Source organism: Pseudomonas sp. 210_17 TE3656 (assembly GCF_054821965.1).
This window is the reverse complement of record NZ_JBTRBC010000001.1, coordinates 87,024-109,654: the sequence shown is the minus strand read 5'-3', so window position 1 is coordinate 109,654 and position 22,631 is coordinate 87,024. Positions and strand designations below refer to the sequence as shown.

28 protein-coding genes and 1 riboswitch are annotated in these 22,631 nt (G+C 61.8%); of the genes, 17 read left to right on the top strand and 11 right to left on the bottom strand.

The features are described from left to right. The first annotated feature begins 2 nt into the window (after positions 1-2). The 17 genes from ACVI9W_RS00600 (at position 3) to ACVI9W_RS00520 (ending at position 13,237) form a co-directional block, all read left to right on the top strand. Positions 3-662 carry an SCO family protein gene (locus ACVI9W_RS00600; protein WP_461531771.1) on the top strand — a complete coding sequence of 220 codons (660 nt, stop codon included), beginning with the start codon at positions 3-5 and terminating at the stop codon, positions 660-662. Then, positions 659-1,327 (top strand): SCO family protein, encoded by a 669-nt coding sequence (locus tag ACVI9W_RS00595; RefSeq protein ID WP_461528822.1) that lies wholly within the window; start codon positions 659-661, stop codon positions 1,325-1,327. Before ACVI9W_RS00600 ends, ACVI9W_RS00595 begins: the two co-directional genes overlap by 4 nt. Before the next feature lie 5 nt (positions 1,328-1,332). After that, a complete protein-coding gene (locus tag ACVI9W_RS00590) occupies positions 1,333-2,868 on the top strand; it encodes a cytochrome c/ABC transporter substrate-binding protein (RefSeq protein WP_461528821.1) in 1,536 nt (511 codons plus the stop codon). Further along, positions 2,865-3,509, top strand: coding sequence for a SurA N-terminal domain-containing protein (locus ACVI9W_RS00585; protein ID WP_038611342.1), 645 nt, complete (start codon positions 2,865-2,867; stop codon positions 3,507-3,509). Before ACVI9W_RS00590 ends, ACVI9W_RS00585 begins: the two co-directional genes overlap by 4 nt. A 229-nt stretch (positions 3,510-3,738) precedes the next feature. Beyond that, complete coding sequence (locus tag ACVI9W_RS00580) at positions 3,739-4,272, top strand: response regulator (protein WP_461528820.1); 534 nt, start codon at positions 3,739-3,741, stop codon at positions 4,270-4,272. Positions 4,273-4,325: 53 nt separating this feature from the next. Continuing rightward, positions 4,326-6,029 (top strand): GspE/PulE family protein, encoded by a 1,704-nt coding sequence (locus tag ACVI9W_RS00575; RefSeq protein WP_461528819.1) that lies wholly within the window; start codon positions 4,326-4,328, stop codon positions 6,027-6,029. Further along, positions 6,010-6,798, top strand: coding sequence for a hypothetical protein (locus ACVI9W_RS00570; RefSeq protein ID WP_461528818.1), 789 nt, complete (start codon positions 6,010-6,012; stop codon positions 6,796-6,798). The genes ACVI9W_RS00575 and ACVI9W_RS00570 overlap by 20 nt, the downstream gene beginning before the upstream one ends. Position 6,799: 1 nt before the next feature. After that, positions 6,800-7,342: a PilN domain-containing protein gene (locus ACVI9W_RS00565; RefSeq protein ID WP_038611331.1), complete on the top strand. Its 543-nt coding sequence runs from the start codon at positions 6,800-6,802 to the stop codon at positions 7,340-7,342. After that, positions 7,329-7,877, top strand: coding sequence for a type 4a pilus biogenesis protein PilO (gene pilO, locus ACVI9W_RS00560; protein ID WP_461528817.1), 549 nt, complete (start codon positions 7,329-7,331; stop codon positions 7,875-7,877). The genes ACVI9W_RS00565 and pilO overlap by 14 nt, the downstream gene beginning before the upstream one ends. After that, positions 7,877-8,377, top strand: coding sequence for a hypothetical protein (locus ACVI9W_RS00555; RefSeq protein ID WP_461528816.1), 501 nt, complete (start codon positions 7,877-7,879; stop codon positions 8,375-8,377). The genes pilO and ACVI9W_RS00555 overlap by 1 nt, the downstream gene beginning before the upstream one ends. After that, the gene (locus ACVI9W_RS00550; protein WP_461528815.1) at positions 8,374-10,197 is read left to right on the top strand and encodes a secretin N-terminal domain-containing protein; all 1,824 of its coding nucleotides are present in this window, start codon (positions 8,374-8,376) and stop codon (positions 10,195-10,197) included. Before ACVI9W_RS00555 ends, ACVI9W_RS00550 begins: the two co-directional genes overlap by 4 nt. A 3-nt stretch (positions 10,198-10,200) precedes the next feature. Next, positions 10,201-10,674 carry a type II secretion system protein gene (locus ACVI9W_RS00545; protein WP_461528814.1) on the top strand — a complete coding sequence of 158 codons (474 nt, stop codon included), beginning with the start codon at positions 10,201-10,203 and terminating at the stop codon, positions 10,672-10,674. 5 nt (positions 10,675-10,679) lie between these two features. After that, the gene (locus tag ACVI9W_RS00540; protein WP_038616643.1) at positions 10,680-11,054 is read left to right on the top strand and encodes a type II secretion system protein; all 375 of its coding nucleotides are present in this window, start codon (positions 10,680-10,682) and stop codon (positions 11,052-11,054) included. Further along, positions 11,029-11,559: a type II secretion system protein gene (locus ACVI9W_RS00535; RefSeq protein WP_461528813.1), complete on the top strand. Its 531-nt coding sequence runs from the start codon at positions 11,029-11,031 to the stop codon at positions 11,557-11,559. The genes ACVI9W_RS00540 and ACVI9W_RS00535 overlap by 26 nt, the downstream gene beginning before the upstream one ends. Then, a complete protein-coding gene (gene csgE / locus ACVI9W_RS00530; RefSeq protein ID WP_038611313.1) occupies positions 11,556-11,951 on the top strand; it encodes a curli production assembly/transport protein CsgE in 396 nt (131 codons plus the stop codon). Before ACVI9W_RS00535 ends, csgE begins: the two co-directional genes overlap by 4 nt. Beyond that, positions 11,948-12,367 (top strand): curli assembly protein CsgF, encoded by a 420-nt coding sequence (locus ACVI9W_RS00525; protein ID WP_157192790.1) that lies wholly within the window; start codon positions 11,948-11,950, stop codon positions 12,365-12,367. The genes csgE and ACVI9W_RS00525 overlap by 4 nt, the downstream gene beginning before the upstream one ends. Positions 12,368-12,394: 27 nt before the next feature. Next, positions 12,395-13,237 (top strand): CsgG/HfaB family protein, encoded by an 843-nt coding sequence (locus tag ACVI9W_RS00520; RefSeq protein WP_422416463.1) that lies wholly within the window; start codon positions 12,395-12,397, stop codon positions 13,235-13,237. A gap of 121 nt (positions 13,238-13,358) precedes the next feature. Here the strand turns inward: ACVI9W_RS00520 and ACVI9W_RS00515 are convergent, their stop codons facing one another. The 11 genes from ACVI9W_RS00515 to ACVI9W_RS00465 all read right to left on the bottom strand — a co-directional run bounded on the left by ACVI9W_RS00515 (position 13,359) and on the right by ACVI9W_RS00465 (position 22,432). Further along, positions 13,359-13,604 carry a DUF1272 domain-containing protein gene (locus tag ACVI9W_RS00515; RefSeq protein ID WP_461528812.1) on the bottom strand — a complete coding sequence of 82 codons (246 nt, stop codon included), beginning with the start codon at positions 13,602-13,604 and terminating at the stop codon, positions 13,359-13,361. A 14-nt stretch (positions 13,605-13,618) separates the two neighbouring features. Then, positions 13,619-14,365 carry a precorrin-4 C(11)-methyltransferase gene (cobM, locus tag ACVI9W_RS00510; protein ID WP_461528811.1) on the bottom strand — a complete coding sequence of 249 codons (747 nt, stop codon included), beginning with the start codon at positions 14,363-14,365 and terminating at the stop codon, positions 13,619-13,621. Between the two features lie 27 nt (positions 14,366-14,392). After that, a complete protein-coding gene (locus ACVI9W_RS00505; RefSeq protein ID WP_461528810.1) occupies positions 14,393-14,794 on the bottom strand; it encodes a cobalamin biosynthesis protein in 402 nt (133 codons plus the stop codon). Position 14,795: 1 nt separating this feature from the next. Beyond that, on the bottom strand, positions 14,796-15,488 hold the full coding sequence (locus ACVI9W_RS00500; RefSeq protein WP_461528809.1) for a CbtA family protein: 693 nt from the start codon (positions 15,486-15,488) through the stop codon (positions 14,796-14,798). A gap of 10 nt (positions 15,489-15,498) precedes the next feature. Then, positions 15,499-15,684 (bottom strand): CbtB domain-containing protein, encoded by a 186-nt coding sequence (locus tag ACVI9W_RS00495; protein ID WP_038611292.1) that lies wholly within the window; start codon positions 15,682-15,684, stop codon positions 15,499-15,501. Between the two features lie 121 nt (positions 15,685-15,805). Continuing rightward, positions 15,806-16,027: riboswitch (cobalamin riboswitch) on the bottom strand. A 34-nt stretch (positions 16,028-16,061) separates the two neighbouring features. Then, the gene (locus ACVI9W_RS00490) at positions 16,062-16,388 is read right to left on the bottom strand and encodes an AzlD domain-containing protein (RefSeq protein ID WP_461528808.1); all 327 of its coding nucleotides are present in this window, start codon (positions 16,386-16,388) and stop codon (positions 16,062-16,064) included. After that, positions 16,375-17,073, bottom strand: a complete 699-nt coding sequence (locus ACVI9W_RS00485; RefSeq protein WP_461528807.1) for an AzlC family ABC transporter permease — start codon at positions 17,071-17,073, stop codon at positions 16,375-16,377. The genes ACVI9W_RS00490 and ACVI9W_RS00485 overlap by 14 nt, the downstream gene beginning before the upstream one ends. Further along, positions 17,063-17,980, bottom strand: a complete 918-nt coding sequence (locus ACVI9W_RS00480) for a sugar phosphate isomerase/epimerase family protein (protein ID WP_461528806.1) — start codon at positions 17,978-17,980, stop codon at positions 17,063-17,065. The genes ACVI9W_RS00485 and ACVI9W_RS00480 overlap by 11 nt, the downstream gene beginning before the upstream one ends. After that, complete coding sequence (locus ACVI9W_RS00475) at positions 17,977-20,403, bottom strand: ATP-grasp domain-containing protein (protein ID WP_461528805.1); 2,427 nt, start codon at positions 20,401-20,403, stop codon at positions 17,977-17,979. The genes ACVI9W_RS00480 and ACVI9W_RS00475 overlap by 4 nt, the downstream gene beginning before the upstream one ends. Next, positions 20,400-21,680, bottom strand: coding sequence for a PLP-dependent aminotransferase family protein (locus tag ACVI9W_RS00470; RefSeq protein ID WP_461528804.1), 1,281 nt, complete (start codon positions 21,678-21,680; stop codon positions 20,400-20,402). The genes ACVI9W_RS00475 and ACVI9W_RS00470 overlap by 4 nt, the downstream gene beginning before the upstream one ends. Further along, entirely contained in the window at positions 21,680-22,432 is a 753-nt protein-coding gene (locus ACVI9W_RS00465; RefSeq protein WP_461528803.1) for a 2OG-Fe dioxygenase family protein, read from the bottom strand. Before ACVI9W_RS00465 ends, ACVI9W_RS00470 begins: the two co-directional genes overlap by 1 nt. Between the last annotated feature and the right edge of the window lie 199 nt (positions 22,433-22,631).

The following is a 22,631-nucleotide window of genomic DNA, read 5'->3' as shown; positions in this document are numbered from 1 at the left end:
AAATGCTCGATCGCTGCAGACTGTTCAGCCTCTGCCTGCTGGCCGTCAGTTGTGGTTTCGCCCAGGCCCATGGTGGTGTCGATCACAGCGGCCATGACGACCACAGTGGCCATACCGCACCCGCCGCTCACCAGGAAAAGACCGCGGTGCGCTTTGCCGATGTCCAGCTGCTGGACCAGAACGGCATGCCGGTACGCCTGGAGAAGGACCTGGTGGCCGACCGCCTGGTAGTCATGGGCTTTATCTACACCAGTTGCACCACGGTGTGCCCGGTGGTGTCCTCGATCATGGCCAAGGTGCAAAAACAACTGGGCGGACGGGTCGGCGATGAAGTGCAACTGGTGTCGATCAGCGTTGACCCGCAGCGCGACGACTCCAAGCGCCTGCAGGACTACGCCAAGGCCTTCCAGGTCGGGCCGGGCTGGAGCTGGCTGACCGGCTCGCCTTACGCGGTCAATGAAACCCTCAAGGGCCTGGGCAGCTTCAGCGCCAATCTTAGCGAGCATCCACCGTTGATCCTTGTCGGCGACGGTCGTAGTGGCAAGTGGACGCGGTTCTACGGCTTTACCGATCCGGCGCTGCTGGTCAGCGAAATCGATCGTCTCAGTGCCCGTCGTGTACATGCCAAGCACACGGCCATCGCCCAGGAGGTGCAACCATGAGCGCCGCTACTGCGCGCAAATCGCCGATGCGCACGGTCGACTGGCTGAGCCTGGTAGCCTGCCTGTGGATCTTGAGCTCGGTGGCGTTTGCCCACGAAGGGCATGCCCCCCAGGCCAGCCCCGGTCCAAGCCCTGGCGCCAGCGCCGTCACACCGACCGCGGGCACCCATGATGCCCAGACCTACTTCACCGACAGCCTGGTGCAGGACCAGAACGGTCGCAGCCTGCGCTTCTACAGCGATGTGCTGAAGGACCGGGTGGTGCTGCTCAATGTCATCTTCACCCACTGCAACGATGCCTGCCCATTGATCACCCGCAAGCTGCGCGAGGTGCGCGAAGCCATGGGGGAGGAGGCGGCGAGCAAAGTGACCTTCGTATCCTTGAGCAGCGACCCTACCAACGACACACCGCAAGTGCTCAAGGCATTCGCCGAAAAGCAGGGTGTTGACGGCCCCAACTGGCTGTTCCTGACTGGTGACAAGGCGCAGATGGATCTGGTGCTGATGCGTCTTGGCCATCTGATCCCCAGCCCCGAGCAACATTCCACTCAACTGATCGCTGGCGACGTGGCCAACAAACGCTGGAGCAAGATCCGCCCCGACGCACCGCCCGTGGCGATTGCCCAACGCCTGCAACTGCTGTCTGAACCGATGGCCGGGCGTTGAACATCATGACTAGTGCCCTGCGTACCGGGACCCTGCTGCTGATGCTGATCGCCAGCAGCCTTGCCCAGGCCCTGGACCTGACACCGGCGGAACTGGCAGGCAAACGTTTGTACCGCGAGGGCCTGTCGAGCAGCGACGCCCAGGTGTCGGCGCGGGTCGGTGCCGCCGACATGCTGGTGCCGGCCAGCGTTGTGCCCTGTGGCAGCTGCCACGGTGCCGATGGTTTGGGGCGCGCCGAGGGCGGGGTACGTCCACCGGCGCTGAACTGGCAACGCCTGGCGCTCGGGCAGGGATTGCGCAGCATCAATGGCCGCGCCTATCCGGCCTACACCGAGTCGAGCCTGGCGCGAGCGATTCAGCAGGGTCGCGACCCGGCGGGCAACCGTCTGGATCCGGCGATGCCGCGCTTCGTATTGAGCATGGCCGACCAGCGCAACCTCACGGCCTACCTCAAGCGTCTGGCCGATGACCGCGATCCTGGTGTAGAGGCGCAGACCCTGCGCCTGGGTACGATGCTGCCGGGCGAAGGTGCTCTGGCTGGGCCGGCACGAGTGGTGGCGGCAGTGCTTGAGGACCAGATCAAGCAACTCAACCAGCAAGGCGGTATTCATGGCCGCCAGTTGCAGTTGATCAACGTCGATCCCGGGCCCGATCTGGCCAGCGCCGAGCGGGCGCTCACACAGATGCTCGAACAGGAGCAGGTGTTCGCCTTGATTGCGCCGCTGGCACCCGCGCTGGATGCGACGCTGGCCTCCCGCCTGGAGCAGGCCCGTATGCCGATGATTGGTACGGCGCCGCTATTGACCGGCAGTACCCAGATCTTCGACCCGTTACCGGGGCTGGATGAACAATTGCTCAGCCTGGCCGACTATGCCCAGAGCAACCTGATGCTGCAGCAGGCCGGTACGCAGATAGTCTACGTCGACCCGGCTCAGGCGAACCTCGCCCGGCACCTTGAGCAGCAACTGCAAAACCGCGGCTGGCGTGAGGTCAAAGCCCAGGCTCTGAGCGAGCAGGCGCCAGAGGGGCAGGCGCTGTTCTTTCTTGGCCAGGGCGAAGATTTCGCCCGCCTGACTACACAATTGCAGCAGGTCGGTCGCACGCCCTACCTGTTTGCTGCCGCCAATCAGGTCTCCAGCCAGTTGCCGCAAGTGCCTGACGCCTGGTCGCGGCGGGTGTTTCTGGCCTATCCCTTCGTACCCGATGACTGGACGCCAACGGGGCGTCAAACGCTGAGCGACATGCGCCGACGCCAAGGGCTGGATGGTCGCCAGGGTGTTTTGCAGGTCAGCACCTGGTGTGCCGTGCAACTGCTCGGTGACGCGCTCAAGCGCGTCGGGCGTGATGCCAGCCGTGAAAAGCTGATCCAGGCACTGGAGGGCCTGCACGATGTGCAGACTGGCCTCACACCGCCACTGAGCTTTGGCCCGGGCCGTCGTCAGGGGCTGGCCGGGGCTCATGTGGTGACCCTGGAAATGCCCGGCCCGGTGTTTTATCCGGTGGCTGCCTATCGTCCTGTCGCGGAGGTGAATGCGCCATGAAGCTGCTCACTCTATTGCTATGCCTGGTAGCGCTGCAGGTGCAGGCCCAGGAGGGACCGCCGGCAGCCCAGGTCAACGGCGTGGCGATCAGCCAGATGCGTCTGGAGCGCTATTTTACCGACTACCTGCAAGCCCAGGGCCGGGCCCTGACCAGCATTCGCAACCCCAGCGTGTACAAGCGCTTGCGTGAACAGGCGCTCAACGACCTGATCGACAAGGAACTGCTCTGGCAGGAAGCCCAGCGCCAGGGCATCAAGATCAGTGACAGTGAGGTGGACGCGCAGATCGACCAACTGCGCCAGGCGCTGGGCACGGGCAAAAGCTTTGAGCAGCGCCTGGCCGATGCCGGTTTCGACAGCGACAGCTTTGCCGACTACACCCGCCATGAACTGGCTGCGCAGCAGGTATTCATGCAGGCCTCTCAGGTGCCGGAGCCCGATACGGCCGAAGTCCGCGCTTTCTACCTGGCAAATGCGAATTCTTTGCAACAGGCACAGAACCAAAGTGCTACTACCTCTGTCGAAGATGAGCAGGGGCTGGAACTGGCAAGACGTCTACTGATCGATCAGCAACAGTCGCAGGCGCGTCACGCCTTGCTGCAGCGTCTGCGTGACGCCGGGCAGGTGCAGCGACTTGACTGACGACTCATCTGCCCCCCAATGTTGGGGATACCAGTGGAGGCAAAACGCCAGCCGGCCCCCAGGATTGGGGGAGGGGCCTTGGCCCATTTGCGTCTACTCTTAAAGAATCAACGACATAGCACATTGATAAGCGGTGTTTCTGGTTTGGCACGAAGCATGCGTAAGCCTATACAAGGTCGCACTTCGCCAGACCGGGAAACCGGGCCTGTGGTGCTTGAAGGAGTCGATCTTGGTTAACACAGTATTGGTAGTCGATGACGAACAGACCCTTGCGGGCAATATCCAGGCTTACCTGGATGCGCAAGGCCTGAACGTCCATGTTGCCTACGACGGAGTCAGTGCCATCGGTGAAGCCGAGCGCACCCAACCCGACGTGATAGTGCTCGATTATCGCTTGCCCGACATGGAGGGGTTTCAGGTACTGGAGGCTGTACGCAAGAACAGGAACTGTCATTTCGTGCTGATCACTGCCCACCCGACCGCCGAGGTCCGTGAGCGTGCCAACCAGCTGGGCGTCAGTCATATCCTGTTCAAGCCTTTTCCGCTGGCGGAACTGGCCCGTGCAATCAACGACCTGATGGGCATCAAGCGAGAGACCGGGAGCGAGGGCAACACGGACACAGGGTTCGTCGAACGGCGCCAGAGCAGGAGTGAGAGTTTCCCCCTGCAGTTGTTCGACGGTAGTTGGGTCCTGGCAGATCGCCGACGTAAAGGCGAGAGGCAGGCGGAACCAGACGACGATCAACTGCTCACCGGGGAATAACGCGCGAGCAAACCTGAACATGGCTTGCCGCGCCCCGCGCTGGAGAGCAAGTCATGGAAACCGTGTCGCTCGCTGTTGTCTCCCCCCAGGAATGCGCCCCCGCAGTCCTCGGGCGTGAATTGCTGGCCCAGGCACGCGCCACCGCCGAACAGAGCGCAGAGCGCCTGCTCGATACCCTGCAACGTTTGAGTGGCCTGAGCCCTGCCGAGTTTGTCAGCCGTCTGGGTGCCACCCTGCATTACCCCGTACTGGACAGCCAGGCGCTGTTCGCCGCCACGCCATTGTTCGACCGGGTCAGCCTGGCCCAGTGCCTGAAGCGCGAATTCCTCTTCCTCGAACATGACGGCCAGGCCTTGGGCGTGTTCGCCGACCCCTTCGACACTGCACGCCTGGCCTGGATCGATGACTGCCTGCAAGGTGCACCGCTGTACCTGGTCGAGGCCGCCGACCTGGCCGGCTTCCTTGCCCGTCACGAAGAAAGCTTTAATGCCGTCGATTCGCTGGACACCGAAAGCGAAGCCGTCAACGAACTCGACACCCTGCAAAGCCTGTCGCTGGCCAGCATCAGCGAAGACCAGAGCCGGGTGGTCAAGCTGGTCAACTCGACCCTCTATGACGCCCTGAAGATGCACGCCAGTGACATCCACCTGGGGGTGACCGGCACTGGCCTGGTGATCAAATACCGCATCGACGGGGTGCTCAACAGCATCAGCAAGGTTAGCGGCAGCGAGTTCGCCGAACAGGTGATCTCGCGGATCAAGGTCATGGCCGAGCTGGACATCGGTGAAAAGCGCGTCCCTCAGGACGGTCGCTTCAAGATCGGTATCAGCGCCCGCCAGATCGACTTTCGTGTCTCGATCATGCCGAGCATTTTTGGTGAAGACGCGGTGCTGCGGGTGCTCGACAAACAGGACCTGGCCGATCGCGTCAGCGGCGTCCAGCTGCAAGCCCTGGGCTTTGAGGACCAGACCCTGCGCAGTCTGCGCCGCCTGGCCAACGAGCCTTACGGCATGATCCTGGTCACCGGCCCCACCGGCAGCGGCAAGACCACCACCCTCTACGCCATGATCAGCGAGATCAACCACGGCGTGGACAAGATCATCACCATCGAAGACCCGGTTGAATATCAACTGCCGGGAGTGCTGCAGATTCCGGTCAACGAGAAAAAAGGCCTGACCTTCGCCCGCGGCCTGCGCTCGATCCTGCGCCATGACCCGGACAAGATCATGGTCGGCGAGATCCGTGACCCGGACACCGCACAGATCGCCGTGCAGTCGGCACTGACCGGGCACCTGGTGTTCACCACCATCCACGCCAACAACGTCTTCGATGTGATCGGTCGCTTCAGCCAGATGCAGGTCGACCCCTACAGCTTCGTTTCCGCGCTCAACGCGGTGCTGGCCCAGCGCCTGATTCGCCTGGTCTGCCCACACTGCGCCAGCCCCCACCAGCCCAGTGATGAAGAGCTCAGCCTTTCCGGCCTGGAAGCGGGGCAGGTGGACCACTACCGGTTTGTGCACGGCAGCGGTTGCGGCCAGTGCCGCGGCAGCGGTTATCGCGGACGTACGGCGATCGCCGAACTGCTGCACCTGGACGATGAACTGCGGCAAATGATTGTTGAACGTCGGCCCCTGGCGCAGATCAGGGCCCTGGCTTGTCAACGCGGCCTGCGCCTGCTGCGCAGCTCGGCACTGGAACTGGTGCGCGATGGCCGGACCACTCTGGAGGAGATCAATCGTGTCACATTTGTCGCCTGATCGTTTTATCGCCGTGCTCGGCGCCCAGGGTGTCGGCCTGTGCCAACGCCTGGGAACGGAACAACACTGGCTGGGCAGCCTGGGCTTTATCGCCGAGCGCAGCCAGGCCGCCACCCTGGCCCTGGATACGCTGCGCAGCCTGCTGGCTGACCATTCGTGCAAGGGCGGCGAACTGCAGCTGTTGCTGTCGGCGCAGTATTGCCGCTTCTGCCTGGTGCCCTGGAGCGCTGCCATCGGCCGCCCTGATGAGCTGCACCACTACGCCCGCGCTTGCTTCGAGGCCCACTATGGGCAGAGCCTGGATGGCTGGCGTCTGGTGGTGTCGCCGGAGGCCGCCGGCGCTGCGCGGATCGCCACGGCGGTGCCGGAAGCGTTGTTGCAACGGCTGCATGAGCACTGCCGTGAGCTTGGTTTGCGCCTGCGCTCGGTACGTCCGTATCTGATGGCGGCCTACAACCGCTTTGCCGAACAACTGGGGCAGAGCGACTTCCTCTTCGTGCTCGCCGAGCCTCAGCGCACCGTGTGCCTGCTGGCACAGAACGGCGTCTGGCAACAGATCAGTACTCAGGGTGGCTGTGACAGTGACGCCGCCCTGCAAGCACTGATCGCCCGCCAGTGCGAGCTCAATGCCCAGGACCGCGAACTGCCGGTGTTCCTGCATGCGCCGGGCCGTCAGGAGCAACCGCCGGCGCTGGACGGTGTGCAATTGTGCGAGCTGGGCGGCGACACAGCAGATGTGCTGTGCCGCATGACCCGGGCGGTGGCCTGAAATGCGCCGCCTGGAGCTGGACTTTCAGCCACGGCGCACGGCGCTCTCGGCCTGGGTGCTGCTGGCGGCCGGTGTCGGCCTGCTGGCTGGCGCCCTGGTCCTGGCACAAGGTTTCGGCCAGCAGCAGGCGGCGCTCGATCAACAGCTGGAGGCGTTCGAGCGGCAACTGGGCAAGCGCCCTGAGCACGTCGCGTCGCTGACCCCGGCGCAGAGCCGCGAGCAAGCCGAGAAGCTGGCGCAGATGCGCAGTGTCTCGCAGCAGCTGCAGCGGCCCTGGGAACGTCTGTTCGACATGCTTGAAGCCCTGCCGCAGGACGACGTGGCGCTACTGACCCTGACCCCCGATGCACGTAAGGGCCAGGTCCGTATCAGCGCCGAGGCCCGCGACCTGGAAGCCATGCTGACCTTCCACAAGCGTCTGGAAGCCAGCGGCGAGCTGCGCGATGTGTCGTTGCTCAATCACGAAATCATGGCCAAGCAGGCCGAGCATCCTGTGCAGTTCAACCTGTCCGCCACCTGGGAGATCGGCAATGCGCATCCATAGCCTGATTCTTCATGAGCGTGCACGGCAGCTGGGTGTGGTTGGCCTGGCGGGCGGTGCGCTGGTCCTGCTGGCCTTGCTGTATGGCGCGGCGGTGGTGCTGCCGCAATGGCAGCAGTTGCAACGGCAGCAGCTGCGTAGCGAAGACGCTCAAGCGCAGTTGCAGCAGTTCAAACGTGGTGACCTGAAACTGCCGCAGGTGCCTCAGCGTGAACTGGAAGACTTCCACAAACAGCTGCCGGCCCAGCCTCAGGCCACCGTGGCCATCGACCGCATCTACAGCCTGGCCAAGGCCGAGCGCATCAGCCTGGCCCGCGGCGAGTACGCGCTGGGCGTCGATCCTAAGACCCAGCTGGCGCGCTACCAGATTCTCTTGCCGGTACGCGGCAGCTACCCGCAGATCCGCCGCTTCGTGCATGCCTTGCTCGGCCAGTTGCCGGCCCTGGTGCTTGAAGACGTCGACCTGCAGCGCAAGAAGATCGGCGACAGCGAGCTGACCGGTCGCCTGCGTATGACCCTTTATCTGTCGAGGTCATGATGAATACTCAACGCCGTCTGGCCTGGCTGGCCTTTCTCGGAGCTGCCGCCGTACTGGCCTGGGCACCGGGATATTTCTTCGACGACGAGTCGGCCGACAGCCAAACCGCGGTCGCCGCCGCCGACAAGACCGCCGTCGCCGCCAGCGAAGCCGCTGCCCAGGCGGCCAAGCCTGCGGCACTCAAGCTGCGCGACCTGTTCCCGAGCAAGAACTGGAAGCCGGCGGCACAGATGGCCACGGTCACCGAACAACCCGTTGCCGTTGCGCCAGTGGCCTTGCCTCCAGCCGCACCGGCACTGCCCTTTCAGTTTGTTGGCCGTCTGGATGATCGCGACGATCAACGCGTGTTCCTGCAAAGCGGCGAGAAACTCTACGTCGTGCGCCGCGGCGACGTGATTGATGACATTTACCGGATCGAGCACATCTCCACCACGGAGCTGAGCCTGGTCTACCTGCCGTTGCACTTGTCCCAGACTTTGTCTGTAGGGAGCGCACCATGATTTCGTCCAGGCACTGCAACAAGGCGCCATACCTGATGCTTGCACTTTGCGTTGCCCTGGCCGGTTGCGGCACCAGTGGCGTGCGCAAGGATGGCCAGGCGTTGATCGCTGAAGGGCAATACGAAGCAGGTATCTCCATGCTCGAGGAGGCTCTCAAGGAGAACCCACGCGACACCGAGCTGAACATTGCCGTGATCCAGGGCCGTCGTCAGTCGGTTGAAGCCTTGCTGACCCAGGCCGACAGCGACCGCAGCCGCCATGATTTTGAGGGGGCTCGCATGGGCTACGGGCGGGTGCTGACCCTGGAACCCAACAACCGCCGGGCCCAGGAAGCGGTGCGCCAGATCGAGCAGATCGGCAACATCAATGAGCGCGTGGCTCTCGGCCAGGCGGCACTGCGTCAAGGCGATCTGTTTGGCGCCGAGCGGCACATGCGCGAAGTCCTCCTGCTCGATCCGCAGAACCAGGATGGCCTGGCCCTGCGCAAGGACATCGAGCTGGTGCAGAGCCGCACCGCGCAGCCCAACCCGCAACTGCGGACCAAGATGGAACGCCCGGTAACCCTGGAGTTTCGTGACGCCAACCTGAAAACCATCTTCGAGGTGCTGTCGCAGGTGGCCGGGCTCAACTTCATCTTCGACAAGGACATGCGTCCGGACATGAAGGCCACCATCTTCGTGCGCGATGTGCGCATTGAAGATGCCGTGGCGCTGTTGCTGGAGCAGAACCAGCTGCACCAGAAGGTGGTGAACGACAACACCTTGCTGATCTACCCGGACTCGCCGCAAAAGACCAAGGATTACCAGGAACTGGTGATGCGCACCTTCTACCTGACCAGCATCGATTCCAACACTGCGCTGAACATGGTCAAGACCATGCTCAAAACCCGCGATGTGTTCGTCGATGAGCGCCTCAATACCCTGACCATGCGCGATACCCCCGACGCCGTGCGCATGGCCGAGAAACTGCTGCAGTCGCAGGATCAGTCCAACCCGGAAGTGGTGCTGGAAGTGGAAGTGATGGAAGTGGCCCGCTCGCGGATCCTCGAACTCGGCCTGCAGTGGCCCAATACCTTCGGGGTGCTCAACGAAGACGGCAAGTCAGTGGAAACGCTCGATCAGTTGCGCGGCATCAACTCTTCGCGCATCACCATCTCGCCGTCGCCGCAGGCCAAGATCAACGCCCAGGACAACGACATCAACACCCTGGCAAGCCCGGTGATCCGCGTCAGCAACCGCGAGCAGGCGCGCATCCACATCGGTCAGCGGGTGCCGATTGTCAGCGCCACGTCGGTCCCTTCGACCCAAGGACCGGTGATCACCGAAAGCATCACCTACCTGGATGTCGGTCTCAAACTCGAAGTCACCCCGGTGGTGCACCTGAACAACGAAGTGGCGATCAAGGTATCCCTGGAAGTCAGCAACGCCAAGCCGCTGGAACCGACTCGCCAGGGCACCATTCCGGTTCAGGTCGACACCCGCAACGCCCAGACCAGCCTGCGTCTGCATGACGGCGAAACCCAGGTGCTGGCGGGGCTGGTACGCAATGACGACGGTGCCAGCGGCAACAAGATTCCGTTGCTCGGCGACATCCCAGGGCTGGGACGGCTGTTCGGCAGCAACCGTAATGACAAGAGCCAGTCGGAGCTGGTGCTGTCGATTACCCCGCGCATCGTGCGCAACCTGCCGTACCAGAGCCCGTCGGACATGGAATTCCCGTCCGGCACCGAAACCAGCATGCAGATCCGCAACCTCAATCGCCCGATCGAGGTCGACGACGAGCAGCCGCTGGCCGCTGTGCCTACTGCGGTGAGGCCTTAAATCATGAAACGCTCGATGGCAGGTTTCAGCCTGATCGAAGTGATGCTGACCCTGGCGCTGCTCGGGTTGCTCGCCTCGATTGCCGCACCGCTGACCGAAACCCTGGTACGCCGGGGCAAGGAGCAGGAGCTGAAAACCGCGCTGTATCAGATCCGCGATGCCATCGACGCCTACAAACGCGCCTTCGACGCCGGCTACATCGAGAAATCGCTGAATGCCACCGGTTACCCACCGAGCCTGCAGGTGCTGGTGGACGGTGTACGCGATGTGCGCAGCGCCAAAGGGGCCAAGTTCTATTTCCTGCGGCGCATCCCCCACGACCCGTTGCTCAGCCACAAAAAAGATGACGAAGGGGGTTGGGGGCTGCGTGCTTACGACAGTTCGGCGCAAAGCCCGCGTGAAGGGGAGGACGTCTTCGACGTTTACTCCAAGGCAGCGGGTAAGGGCCTTAACGGCATTGCCTACGGACAATGGTGACCAGCATGCGACGCAACCAAGGCTTTACCCTGATCGAGTTGCTGGTGGTGATGGCGATCATCGCCACGCTGATGACTATTGCCATGCCGCGCTACTTCCAGAGCCTGGAAACCTCGCGCGAGGCCACCCTGCGGCAAAGCCTGGCGGTGATGCGCGAAGCCCTGGATCACTACTACGGCGACACCGGGCGATATCCCGAGTCGCTGGAGCAACTGGTCGAACAGCGTTACCTGCGTAACGCCCCGCTGGACCCGATCACCGAGCGCCGTGACGGCTGGCAGGTGGTAGCGCCACCGGAAGGTGTGGGTGGTTCGGTGGCCGATATCAAGAGCGGTGCAACCGGGAGGGCGCGTGATGGCAGCTTATATGCCGAGTGGTAGCGCCGCCGAGGCGGGCTTCACTTACCTGGGTGTGCTGTTGCTGATTGCTGTGACCGGCATCGCGCTGGGCTCGACCGTCACCCTGTGGTCGACCCAGGCCCTGCGCGAACGCGAGCGCGACCTGCTCTGGGTCGGCAGCCAGTATGCCCAGGCGCTGCGCAGCTACTATCGCGATTCGCCTGGCCTGGCCCAGTACCCACAGACCCTGGACGAGCTGCTCGAGGACCCGCGCTATCCCAACCTCAAGCGCCACCTGCGCCGCTTGTACTCCGACCCGATCACTGGAAGCGACGACTGGGGATTGCTGCGCTCCATCGACGGGCGTATCACCGGAGTCTATAGCCGGTCCGATCTGACGCCGCTGAAACAGACCGGCTTTGCCGCTCAGTGGTCGGACTTTGAAGGCCTGGAACACTATTCCGACTGGCAGTTCGTGGCCGAGAAAGCCTTCTCCGAATCCGCCGTCGGTGGTCGCAAGGGCCTGCCCCAGGGAGCAGGGCAATGAACCGCCAACTGACCGCCTGCGCCCTGGCTCTGGTGCTGCTGGCCGGCACTGCCCGGGGCGGCGCCGAAGACGAGATGATGGGCTTTATCGTCGATAACACCATCTCGCACATCGGCCACGACTTCTATTACAGCTTTGCCGAGCGGCTGCGTGCCACCAGCCGCCTGGATTTCAACCTGGTGGTACGCGAGCGGCCGGACGCACGCTGGGGCAGCCTGGTGACGGTCGAGTATGAACAACGCGTGGTCTACCGGCGGTTTCTGCCACCCAACACCACCGAGCTGAAGGACGCCGCGTATGAGGCGGCTGACCTGGTCAAGGAGCAGATCATCCAGCGCAAGCTGCAGATGCTGCTGCAGGACACCACCGATCTTGAGAGGGACGAGCTATGAATAACAACAATACCCGCCGCCTGGCCTCCCTGGTCCTGCTGACTGCCCTGGGCAGCCAGGCCGGTGCCACTGAACTTGTGTACACCCCCATCAACCCCGCGTTTGGCGGCAACCCGTTGAACGGCACCTGGTTGCTCAACAACGCCCAGGCACAGAACGACCACGAGGACCCGGCGATCAAGGACCGTGCCTCGGCGCTTGCGGGCACTTCGGCCCTGGAGCGCTTCACCAGCCAGCTCGAGTCGCGGCTGCTGTCGCAATTGCTCAACAACATCAATAACGGCACCACCGGCAGCCTGCAGACAGACGCCTTCATTATCAACGTGCTCGATGATTCCGGGGCTTTGACCATCGAGATCACCGACCGTGCAACAGGCGAAATTTCAGAAGTTCTGGTGAACGGCCTGAACCCTTGAAGGGGCGGGTAATGGGGAGTGACAATCATGAAACGAATTCTGACCGCACTGCTGATCTTCGCCGTCCTGCAAGGCTGCAACCTGCGCAAACCGATGCCGGCCGAGCAGGACGGCGAAAGCCCGACGCTGACCCCGCGGGCTTCGACCTACTACGACCTGCTCAACATGCCGCGGCCCAAAGGCCGGCTGATGGCGGTGGTGTATGGTTTCCGCGACCAGACCGGGCAATACAAGCCAACTCCGGCCAGCTCGTTCTCGACCAGCGTCACCCAGGGTGCGGCGAGCATGCTGATGGACGCCCTGCAGGCCAGTGGCTGGTTTGTGGTGCTGGAGCGCGAAGGGCTGCAGAACCTGCTGACTGAGCGCAAGATCATCCGTGCGTCGCAGAAAAAGCCGGACACGCCGGTGAACATCCAGGGCGAACTGCCACCGCTGCAGGCGGCCAACCTGATGCTTGAAGGCGGCATCATCGCCTACGACACCAACGTGCGCAGTGGCGGCGAGGGCGCGCGCTACCTGGGTATCGATATCTCCCGCGAGTACCGGGTCGATCAGGTGTCGGTCAACCTGCGGGCCGTGGATGTGCGCAGCGGTCAGGTGCTGGCCAACGTCATGACCAGCAAGACCATCTACTCGGTCGGCCGCAGTGCCGGGGTGTTCAAGTTCATCGAGTTCAAGAAACTGCTCGAAGCCGAGGTCGGCTACACCACCAACGAACCGGCGCAGCTGTGTGTGCTGTCGGCCATCGAATCGGCGGTGGGACATCTGCTGGCCCAAGGTATCGAGCGGCGCTTGTGGCAAGTGGCGGGCGACGATAGCGGTGACAAGGCGACCCTGGACAAGTACCTGAGCCAGTATCAAACCCCATGAGACCTGCGTTGCACCCCATCGCCGGCAAGGCCGGCTCCCACAACGTCCTGGTGCACACCGATCCTGTGGGAGCTGGCATTGCCAGCGATGCAAGGCGCAAGCCTTGCCAAATACAGCCAGCCTAGTGCGTTGGGCAGCCTTGTTCCTTGACGATCCGTTTGCTCGACGCCGGATACTTCGCCAGCTTCGCTGCCGCCCGTGGCGGTCGCTTCACCAGCTCACCACCACAGTTGGGGCACTGGCCCTTGAGCTGACGCTCATTGCAGTCCTTGCAAAACGTGCATTCGAACGAGCAGATCAGTGCATCCTGGCTGTCGCCGGGCAGGTCACCGCCGCAGCATTCACAGTTGGGGCGCAATTCGAGCATGGTCAGGTCCTCTGTCAGGGGCGATAGAGATGGGCATGGCTGGCGCGGTACAGCGCCGACTCGGAAAAGCTGTCACTGGCCAGTACCCGGCCGACCAGGATCAGTGCGGTACGGCGAAAACCCTTGGCCTGTACCTGCTGGACAATACCATCAAGGGTATCGAGCACCCAGTCCTGGTCCGGCCAGGTAGCGCGATGGACCACCGCAATCGGGCAATCCCCGCCGTAATGCGGGCGCAGTTCCTCGACGATCTTCTCCAGATGCTTGACCCCCAGGTGAATCGCCAGGGTGCTGCGATGGCGGGCCAGGTCGACCAGTTGTTCACCTGCGGGCATCGGCGATTTGTCGCCGTAGCGGGTGAGAATCACGGTCTGGGCGATGTCCGGCAGCGTCAGTTCGCAGCCGAGCAGGGCGGCGCTGGCGGCCACGGCGGTAACGCCCGGGATGATCTCGTAGGGAATGCCCAGTTCGCGCAGGTAGCGGATCTGTTCACCGATGGCGCCGTACAGGCTGGGATCGCCGCTGTGGACCCGGGCCACATCCTGGCCCCGGTCGTGCGCCTGCCTGATCGCCTCGATGATCTCGGCCAGATGCAGCTCGGCACTGTTGATGACTGTCTCGGCACGATGCCCTTCGAGCACCGCCGCCGGTACCAGGGAGCCGGCATAGATGATTACCGGGCAGCGATGGATCAGACGCTGGCCCTTGACGGTGATCAGCTCGGGATCGCCGGGGCCGGCACCGATGAAATAGACGGTCATGCGGAGTCCTTGAAGAGAAAGCGCGGATTATTCGCCAAAGCCTGTGGTTGTAGCCAATGCCAGGCTGGCGTCGGCCAGCAGGGTACGGGTAACGCGCAACTTTGCCGGGCCTGCGAGGTGCTCGGCCAGCGCCAGCGCCGCGCTTTCGGCGACGCCATAGCAACCGCTGTGCTGGTAGGCGACGGCCGAGCGATGGCTCAGGCGCGGCTCGTAGGCGGCCAGTTGTGTGGTGCTGAAGAATAGCAGAGGCACCTTCAGCCGCCGGGCCAGTAGTTGCAGCCCGGGTTCGTCGTGCTTGAGGTCGATACTGGCAAGGCCCGCGACTGCGCTCAGCGGCAGGTCGTGGGCCTTGAGGGTCTGTTCCAGTAGGTGGATCAGGGTGTCGGCGGGGCAACCCCGTCGGCAACCCAGGCCGACGAACAGGTGCATGTCAGGCCTGGTTCGGGCGACGGAACAGCCAGGCACTGATCAGGCCCAGGGCCAGCCAGAACGCGGCGTTGGTCAGCAGGGAAGCGATCTTGAATTCGGCTTCCAGAGCCTCTGGGGCAAGCATTTCGTGCACTTCAGGCTGCGGTGCGCCAATCACATGAGGCACCACCAGCAGTACCACGCCCAGCGCTTTAAGCAGCCAGTTGTGGGCGAACACGATCAAGCCAAGCCCGACGGCGGTGGCTGCTGCGGTACCTACCCACCAGGCCTGGCGCTGGGCCAGATCGGCTGCGGCAGTGCCAGGCAGTTCTGGTGGCAGGCCCAGAGTAGGCGCCAGGCAGAACACGGCAAAGCCACCCAGGCCCCACAGTGCGCCACTGACCACGCTGTTTGGCGCGCGCAGGGTATACAGCGCAGCCAGGATCAGAGCAAAGCCGACGGCGACCACCAGGTTACCGCCCGTGGTCGACAGCACACGCTGCCAGCCGTCTTCCGGCGCCCAGGCTTCGCTGTCGTGGTGGTGATCGGCAGCCACACCAGGGGCGTGTTCATGCGCTTCAACCGCAGGCGCTGCGCTTTCATAGGTTTCCGCCTGGAGAATCAGCGGCGCGACCCAGAAGCTTTGCAGCAGGGTCAACAGCAAGGCGGCCAGCAGGCCGGCAAACCCTGCGGTACTGGCAATACGCTTGATCATCGCAGGGCACTCAGTGGCAAGGGAAGGCGGCGCTGTGGCGGGTATCGTGGGCGGCGTTGTGCACCGCTTCGATATGCGAGAAGCCGGCGAAGTAGACCAGGCACAGGCCCAGCAGCGAGGCACCGACGGCAACCAGCAGGCGCTGACTGAGGCTTGACGGGGTAACGGCGGAGTGACTGGCGGTACTGATAGGCATGGCGCTTTCCTCTTGGTGTTGTTCGGCAACAGGCAAGCGCAAGAAACCCCTGCACGGAACTCGCCCAGGGGTTGCAACAGCGCCCGCCCACCGCGGGTTTGTCAGGTTCAGCAGCGTATTCGCGCACTGTAAGTTGCGGGCCGGTCTCCGGGCTCGCGAGGGGTTGGCATTAACCGACCTGCAAGCATCACCTTCCCATGCCGCACTGGCACAGTGGATCTGACGCTTCACTCGCTTACCGTTGCGGGGGCAGCACCGGACTGACATGGCTTTAGAGTAAAGCACATGGTTCACCGGCTTCCCGTTTCACCCTGTGAAGGGCACCCGTAACAATCTGTGTAGGAGAGCATGGGCGCAGGACTTGAGTCAATCGACGACTAACGCATTGCTAGCAGAACGTACACGCCCAGCGCGACAAGAAAGGCGTAGTAGGACTTGAGCCGCGTGCGGCTCAGCAGCCAGGCCAGGGCCACAGGCCAGATCCACAGCGTCGACGGGGTCTGCTGACTGGTCAGCGGATAAAGTGATCCCGCCAGCAGACTGATCAGCATCGCAACCGAGGTGTACTTGCCGAGGCGGTCGATGAAAGCGCGAACGCCGCTGGGCAGCCGCTCGACTTTCACCGCCAGCGGCAACAGCCGGCAGATGGCCGATACCAGCGCGCAGATCAGCACATACAGCCAGAACGTACTAGGTTCGGTCATAGGCATAACTCGTCACCACGGTAACGGCGAGGACCAGCATCAGACTGATCTGCCCCAACCACAGCAGACTCGCGGCAGTGGCCAGCGCGGCGATCCATTGGGCGTGGAAGCTGTGGCGCTCGCGGGTCATCTTGCCCAGCGAGGCGCTGATGAAGATCGCGATCACTACGCTGACATCATCCATCAGCGCACTGTCGGCCAGACTGGCGAAGCAATAACCGGCCATGGTGCCAAGTAGCGCGGCGGCGTACAGCGTGAAGCACACAGTGTTCGCGTAGGGGCGGCTGATCGGCTGCTGTTCCTTGCGTATCGACATGAGGGTGAAGGCCGCATTGGCCATCACCGCCAGTGCCGGAATGAACGCTGCTTTTGCACCTTTGAGGCTGGACTTCAGGCTCAGGGTGAAGATCAGAAACCGCAGATTGATGCTCAGCGCCGATACCAAAACGCCAAACGCGTTCAACAGATGCGCGGGTGTCTCCAGCAAAGTGAGCTGCAGCGGCGAGGCCATCACCGTGCCGCTGAACACCACCATCGCCGGTAGATCCAGGCCATGGCGCCGCCCGAGCATGCCGATCAGGGTGAACGTCAGCAATAGCGAGAACACGAACGGCAACGCATCGCGGATGCCAGACGCAATCTCGCTGTGTGGCGCACGTTCGAGTCGTGCAGGCTCAACCGGCATGGATGTTTTGCTGAGCGCTGGCGCGCAGATGTTGCATGCCAGCTTGGTAGGCCAAGGCTTTTTCCAGGTAGTACGCGGTTGAGAAGCGCGGAATGAACTCTTCCACCACTGCCACACCGCGATAGCCGTTGAGCGCGAAGCGGTTCAATACATCGCTCAAGGGCAAATTGCCTTCGCCAATCGGCAAGTGCTGGTGGTGGGTGTCGTTGAGGTCGGCAATGTGCAGGTGTCGGGTGACCGGCGCCAGTGTCGCGATGGCCTCAAACAGGCTCTGTCCATAAGGCAGCAAGGAACATAAATGGGTTACATCGATGGTCACGTAGCAGCCGGTCTGCTGATGGAAGTACACATGCTCTTCGACGGTGAACACCGGAAACTTCGGACGCTGGCCCCCCATGTTTTCCAGACACAGCGCGATATCCCCTGTGTCACAAAGCGCCGTGACCTGCTTGATGGCCTCGATCAGGTTCGTCATCAGCACGTCGTTGCACAGATGGTCCTTGTAGCCGGGATGAAATGTGACGCTGGTCGCGCCGGCTTGACGGGAAAAGTCCATCGCCGCGCTCAAGCAGTCCACTGCTTGTGCACGCTCATCCAGATTACTGGCGCAGAGGTTGTACTGACGCCCCCACCAACCGGCATGAACCGTCAGGGTGATCTCATTTTGCTCGGTAAACTGACGGATCTGCCGGGCCAGCGTCTGTCGTTCATCGTTGCTCAAGGACCAGAACACCGTTTCGGCGTCTTCACCGATTTCGAATTCGACCGCCTTGAAGTGCCTGGCCAAGTCGGTGATCGAGCCAAGAATGTCCGCGGGGTTGTCGTATACATTTGTGGAAAAGGAGATCTGCGGGAAATCCGCACTGATCGGGCCATCGATGTGATACAGGGTCTCTTTCGTGGTCATTGCGCCTGTCCTTGGGTGTTGAGCAATGGGTGGGAGATGGCAGCGTTGAAGGCTTTTCGGTTGTCATCGGCGCCACAGGCCAGCAATACATAACCGTGACGGTCGCAAGAGCGGTGGATGGGCTGCCCAAACTTGTCGTGATGGAGCGACGCGCGCAGTGCAAACGGGTGTCGCAGCAAGTGCGCGTGCAGGTGTTGCGGGTCGGTTGCGTCATCCGCTTCGATGTAGCGGATCGCCATTTGCACGTATTGGCGTTCGGGCACGGGCGATGGAACGCCGGTCATTGCCGCGATGGTGGTAGCAGCAAGATGCACGCCCGTGGTTCTCCAGACCATTTCCCAAATCTGGTCGCCGCCGAAACGGGTCTGGGTTTCGATGAAGTGCAGGCGTTGACCGTCGATCTTGATCTCGGTGTGCGCCGGGCCCCAGTGGTTATCCATGCGGTCAAGCAACCACAGCACCGCATCTTCGATCCGCGAACGGCTGGCGTCGTCGAGTTCGGCGGGGAAATCATGTCCGGTTTCGACGTAACCCGGAGTACCACTGGTGTGCTTGCGGGTGATGCCGAGAATCCGGTGCTGGCCGTTCAGGCTCAGAGACTCAACGCTATATTCATCGCCGCTGGCGAACGCTTCGATCAGGTTGCGCCCCTGCAGAGGCAGGTCGTCGGTATCCTCCGGCTTGCTGATTGCGTAGACGCCTTGACTGCCCGAGCCGTTGACGGGTTTGACAATGGCCGGGCCGTGGCGGGCTAGAAAGACGCGGGCATCATCGGCACTGTCGATGGCGGCGCAGGGCAACTCGTAGCGACTGCCTTGCAACAGTTGACGGAACAGTAGTTTGTCGCGGCTGACCTCGACACTGTGCAGGCTGTTGTGCGCAATACCCAGCCGCTCTCCCAGCTGTGAGGCAGGCATCAGACCCTGTTCCGAAAATGACAGCACGGCATCGAACGGCCGTTGCCGATGAAGCCGCATGATCGTTTCGCTGTAAGCGGCTAGATTGGCGATGTCGTCGGTCAGTACCAGGGACGCGTGTTGACGCTGGTAGTCTGACAACTGATCGGGTTGTTGTACGAGGGTGAAGCGAAAGCGCTGCGCTGTATCCCAATCCAGCCCCGAATCCCGTCCACCGATCAGCAGAATGTGCTTGGCCTGCGCATCTCCGGGGCTTTCGGCGTACACGTCGACGTCGGCAACAGCCAGCAGGGACGCGCGCAGGCTGGCGGTATCAGGTTGGCGGAATTCAATGTACAGGTAATTCTGAAAACCGTTGCTGACCGGCCCGATACGCTCACCCGGTCTGACATAGGCATACCAGCGCTGGAAACCCGGAAGGTCGCGGATGCGATCGACCTGATGCACACCGTCGTAGGTCCTGTCTGCGCGGGCAAAGGGCGTGACGATTCCGAACGAGCGTTGGGGCGTGCCGGACTCGGCCTGGGGCAGTGGTTCACCGGAAAGGGCGCGGTGGTAGCAGACGTCCAGCGGCATCCGCCATGCCTGGCGTATCACGTGAATTCGGCTGCCTCCAGGCCGTGCGCCGACTTCCAGAATACGAGGCCCGTGTGCGGTGAGAATGAATTCGACATGGGCAAATGTGCCTTTGAGCCCCAGGGCTTTCACGGCGTCGTGGGCTAGACGATGGCAGCGCCCCTTCAACGCAGCGTCGGATTCCAGTATCGAAGGCGTGTAGCGGGCGAAGTGCTGAAAGTCGCTCTGGCCGATATCCACCCCGGAAATCACATCGACCATCGGGAAACTGCTGATGGTCCCGTCAGGGCTGATGGCACAATCGATGGAGTGGTTGGAACCTTGCAGGTACTCCTCAAGCAGTAACTGATCGGTTTCCCGGTGTTTGCCGTTCACATAGCGTTGCAGCGCCGGCCATTCGTGTCGTTTGTAATCCAGCAGTTCCTGAGGGTCGTGGATGCAGCGTACGAACAGGCTGCTGTAGAGGTTTGTCGGTTTGAGGATGAACGGGTAGGGCAGTTCGTCAGGACGCGTGAGCAGGTCATCGATTCGCACCTCCAGCGACATCACTTGCAGGTCCGGATTGGACGACTGCTGGAAGCATTGGCGTTGCAGGGCCTTGTCGAGAGTGTTTTCCACGTTTCGATGCAGGTGCGCCAGCGCCGGCAGTGCAGCGCACAGCCCGGCCGTGATCGCAACATACCCCTCACGAAAGTTCAGAACGCTAGTAAAGCTGTGCTCGTCCAGGAGCCGCCGGGTCAAATCAATCAGTTCTGCGGTGAGGCCCTTGGAAAAATCGTAATGGGCCGTTGGCGGAATCTTTGCTGCATCGGCGATTTTGCGGGTTGCACGGCTGTCGGTGATGAGCAGCGGTGTGATGCCCTCGGCAATTAGGCCTTCGTATTCGCCATCACGAATGTTGCCAACTATCAGACTACTTGGCGTGTTCATCGGCAGGGCTCCTGGTCGAAGCTATAGTGAATCCGGTTCAGACGGTGGCAAATGTGCGTCAGGCAGATTCGCTCTGTGCCGTTCGTCTCGCCGGTCAAAACGTTGCGCAAGATGTCTGCAAGGGCGTCCAGATCCTCGTTGGTGATACCCAGCCGAGTGATTTCCTGAACGCCGAATCGCAGGCAGTCACGGCCATTGATGCGCTTGTTGTTGACCCGGATACCAAGCTCGTTGAGCTGTTGGGCTGCATGCGAGCTGAGGGCGCTTTCGAGCAGCAGTAGATGGGTGTCTGTCGGGGGAACTGTCCACCCGGGAAGGTCGGCCAGTGCGTTGCGCAACTGGCGGGCGTTGGCGCACATGCGTTGGGCGTAAGCCTGGCCATAGCGTTCCATTTCCACAAGGGTAACGAACAGTTGAAGCAGTCCCGGCAGGTTGGGCGAGGACACGAGTGCAGCGCTGACGTTCTGTTCGATCTGCCTGGCGAGGTCGGCACGCCGGCAGACAATCAATGCCCGGTGCGGGCCGGGTAGTGACTTGTGGGTGTTGCCCTGAAGGATGTCGGCGCCCTCATCGAGCGGGTTAGCAAATGCCTGACCGGCGATAAGGCCCAGGGTGTGGGAAGCGTCGTAAATGATCAGCGTCTGGTGGTAGCCGTGGCGGTTGAGCAGATTTCGCAAAGGTTTGACGGGGATCGCATGTGTGGTCAGACCGTGGTCGAGGAGCACGGCAGACGGTTGATGCCCGAGGGTCTGGAGCTGTTTGTCGAAATCGGCCAGATCTATTTGCCCGTCGATGCTCAGTCTGAAGAACAGGCTGTGCCTGCCGATCTTTTGCACCAATGGCCCGGTAGCGAAATGTCCGCCGCTCCCAGGTGACAGGGACAGAACGGTTTTCCCTGGTTCCGTTAATGCCGCCAGCACGCTCAACGTGCAATGGACGCCGGAAAGCACACGGTACTCAACGAATTCTGCGTTGAACATGGACCGCACAGCCTGGGTCGCCAGTGCCTTGAGCTTTTCGACTTCCGGAAAGTGTTCGACCTGCATGCCGTTGAAGTCGGCAGCATAACGGTGGCCAGCAGTTGTTTGGGCATTAAATAAATAACGGTCGTAATGGCGGTTTTGTCCAAGTGTGCGAGCGGTCTCGGACAATACATTCTCATTGGCGGTCAGGGATAATGTGGAAGTCCGTCGTGCGCGTGCCTGCTCAAACTGCTCGATAATGTAGTTTTGTATATTGAGAGTGGCGGCAGGAAGTGCGTGAGTGGGATGATTCATTAGTGCTCCGTCAAGTCGAAGTCAATAATCAACATGTCACGAGTGCCTGGATTTGAACTGGTATGAGGCTTTTGCAACGGAGAAACTTCGTGCAGAAGTGTCCGGTCATTCAAAACGATGGTTTCCATGTAATCTGTCAGGGTTGCACTGAATACGGTTTCGCCATTTTCGTGAAACACCCGACTTTCTCCGCCAATGACTAACTGGCGTTGAATCAGGTGTTGAAATACAAAGTCATGCCCGTCGCGGTGTCGGCCTTCGGGTGTGGCCTGGCCCGCATTGTGCTCATCGCACAGGATCCGGAACTGGTGGCAGGTGACCAGCCAGTCGCGATGGCCGACGGTCAGATCCAGGAGCGCCAGGTCGGCTGCCAGTAGCGTTTGCAGCACGGGCGAGCCGATAAAGGACGTTTCGCTGCGCGCATAGGTGCGCTGAATGCCACCCAGCAGCGGGTTATGGGCCTGGGTCTGAAAGAAGTGGCAGTTTTCGAGCGTCTTCCAGCGCCTGTCCCGCTGGCGGTACTTGAACTTGCAGATGCAACGCTCGCGAGCGCCGTTGCCGACGCTCAGATAGCTGTCCGGCTGCAGGTTGTTCCAGGTTGCATTGAATGCGTGACACGCTTCGTTACCCAGTTGAGCAACCAGAGACGCTGGATAATGAGCGCTGCTGGCGTAGTGGTGGCTATTTAGTGATTCGGAAAGTTCATACAATGTGCTTTCGTCCGAATACCGTATTGCAGTGCTGGAACTCATGCTGTGAACACGCTTTTGGCGCTTGAGGAAAAAGCTCGCAGCAGAATTTGATGGTAACCGATCATGCAAGAGTTCCTTTCTTGTGTGGTTGATGATTCCTGTTGCTGGTTCATGGTTTCTTTGTTGTTTTTATTTATCAATTCGGTTTTTGTAAGGGGATGTAAGTTTGCGGTTTGAGGTCGCCATTCTGCGACTGTCG

Excerpts from the sequence above, each read along its gene's own strand:
- csgE (WP_038611313.1), top strand. The coding sequence starts at position 11,556 with ATGAACCGCCAACTGACCGCCTGCGCCCTGGCTCTGGTGCTGCTGGCC.
- pilO (WP_461528817.1), top strand. The coding sequence starts at position 7,329 with ATGCGCATCCATAGCCTGATTCTTCATGAGCGTGCACGGCAGCTGGGT.
- ACVI9W_RS00480 (WP_461528806.1), bottom strand. The coding sequence starts at position 17,980 with ATGACCACGAAAGAGACCCTGTATCACATCGATGGCCCGATCAGTGCG.
- ACVI9W_RS00500 (WP_461528809.1), bottom strand. The coding sequence starts at position 15,488 with ATGATCAAGCGTATTGCCAGTACCGCAGGGTTTGCCGGCCTGCTGGCC.
- ACVI9W_RS00535 (WP_461528813.1), top strand. The coding sequence starts at position 11,029 with ATGGCAGCTTATATGCCGAGTGGTAGCGCCGCCGAGGCGGGCTTCACT.
- ACVI9W_RS00495 (WP_038611292.1), bottom strand. The coding sequence starts at position 15,684 with ATGCCTATCAGTACCGCCAGTCACTCCGCCGTTACCCCGTCAAGCCTC.
- ACVI9W_RS00585 (WP_038611342.1), top strand. The coding sequence starts at position 2,865 with ATGAAGCTGCTCACTCTATTGCTATGCCTGGTAGCGCTGCAGGTGCAG.
- ACVI9W_RS00525 (WP_157192790.1), top strand. The coding sequence starts at position 11,948 with ATGAATAACAACAATACCCGCCGCCTGGCCTCCCTGGTCCTGCTGACT.
- ACVI9W_RS00475 (WP_461528805.1), bottom strand. The coding sequence starts at position 20,403 with ATGAACACGCCAAGTAGTCTGATAGTTGGCAACATTCGTGATGGCGAA.
- ACVI9W_RS00485 (WP_461528807.1), bottom strand. The coding sequence starts at position 17,073 with ATGCCGGTTGAGCCTGCACGACTCGAACGTGCGCCACACAGCGAGATT.
- ACVI9W_RS00470 (WP_461528804.1), bottom strand. The coding sequence starts at position 21,680 with ATGAATCATCCCACTCACGCACTTCCTGCCGCCACTCTCAATATACAA.
- ACVI9W_RS00515 (WP_461528812.1), bottom strand. The coding sequence starts at position 13,604 with ATGCTCGAATTGCGCCCCAACTGTGAATGCTGCGGCGGTGACCTGCCC.
- ACVI9W_RS00590 (WP_461528821.1), top strand. The coding sequence starts at position 1,333 with ATGACTAGTGCCCTGCGTACCGGGACCCTGCTGCTGATGCTGATCGCC.
- ACVI9W_RS00565 (WP_038611331.1), top strand. The coding sequence starts at position 6,800 with ATGCGCCGCCTGGAGCTGGACTTTCAGCCACGGCGCACGGCGCTCTCG.
- ACVI9W_RS00505 (WP_461528810.1), bottom strand. The coding sequence starts at position 14,794 with ATGCACCTGTTCGTCGGCCTGGGTTGCCGACGGGGTTGCCCCGCCGAC.
- ACVI9W_RS00545 (WP_461528814.1), top strand. The coding sequence starts at position 10,201 with ATGAAACGCTCGATGGCAGGTTTCAGCCTGATCGAAGTGATGCTGACC.
- ACVI9W_RS00520 (WP_422416463.1), top strand. The coding sequence starts at position 12,395 with ATGAAACGAATTCTGACCGCACTGCTGATCTTCGCCGTCCTGCAAGGC.
- ACVI9W_RS00550 (WP_461528815.1), top strand. The coding sequence starts at position 8,374 with ATGATTTCGTCCAGGCACTGCAACAAGGCGCCATACCTGATGCTTGCA.
- ACVI9W_RS00595 (WP_461528822.1), top strand. The coding sequence starts at position 659 with ATGAGCGCCGCTACTGCGCGCAAATCGCCGATGCGCACGGTCGACTGG.
- ACVI9W_RS00600 (WP_461531771.1), top strand. The coding sequence starts at position 3 with ATGCTCGATCGCTGCAGACTGTTCAGCCTCTGCCTGCTGGCCGTCAGT.
- ACVI9W_RS00540 (WP_038616643.1), top strand. The coding sequence starts at position 10,680 with ATGCGACGCAACCAAGGCTTTACCCTGATCGAGTTGCTGGTGGTGATG.
- ACVI9W_RS00555 (WP_461528816.1), top strand. The coding sequence starts at position 7,877 with ATGAATACTCAACGCCGTCTGGCCTGGCTGGCCTTTCTCGGAGCTGCC.
- ACVI9W_RS00465 (WP_461528803.1), bottom strand. The coding sequence starts at position 22,432 with ATGAGTTCCAGCACTGCAATACGGTATTCGGACGAAAGCACATTGTAT.
- ACVI9W_RS00575 (WP_461528819.1), top strand. The coding sequence starts at position 4,326 with ATGGAAACCGTGTCGCTCGCTGTTGTCTCCCCCCAGGAATGCGCCCCC.
- cobM (WP_461528811.1), bottom strand. The coding sequence starts at position 14,365 with ATGACCGTCTATTTCATCGGTGCCGGCCCCGGCGATCCCGAGCTGATC.
- ACVI9W_RS00490 (WP_461528808.1), bottom strand. The coding sequence starts at position 16,388 with ATGACCGAACCTAGTACGTTCTGGCTGTATGTGCTGATCTGCGCGCTG.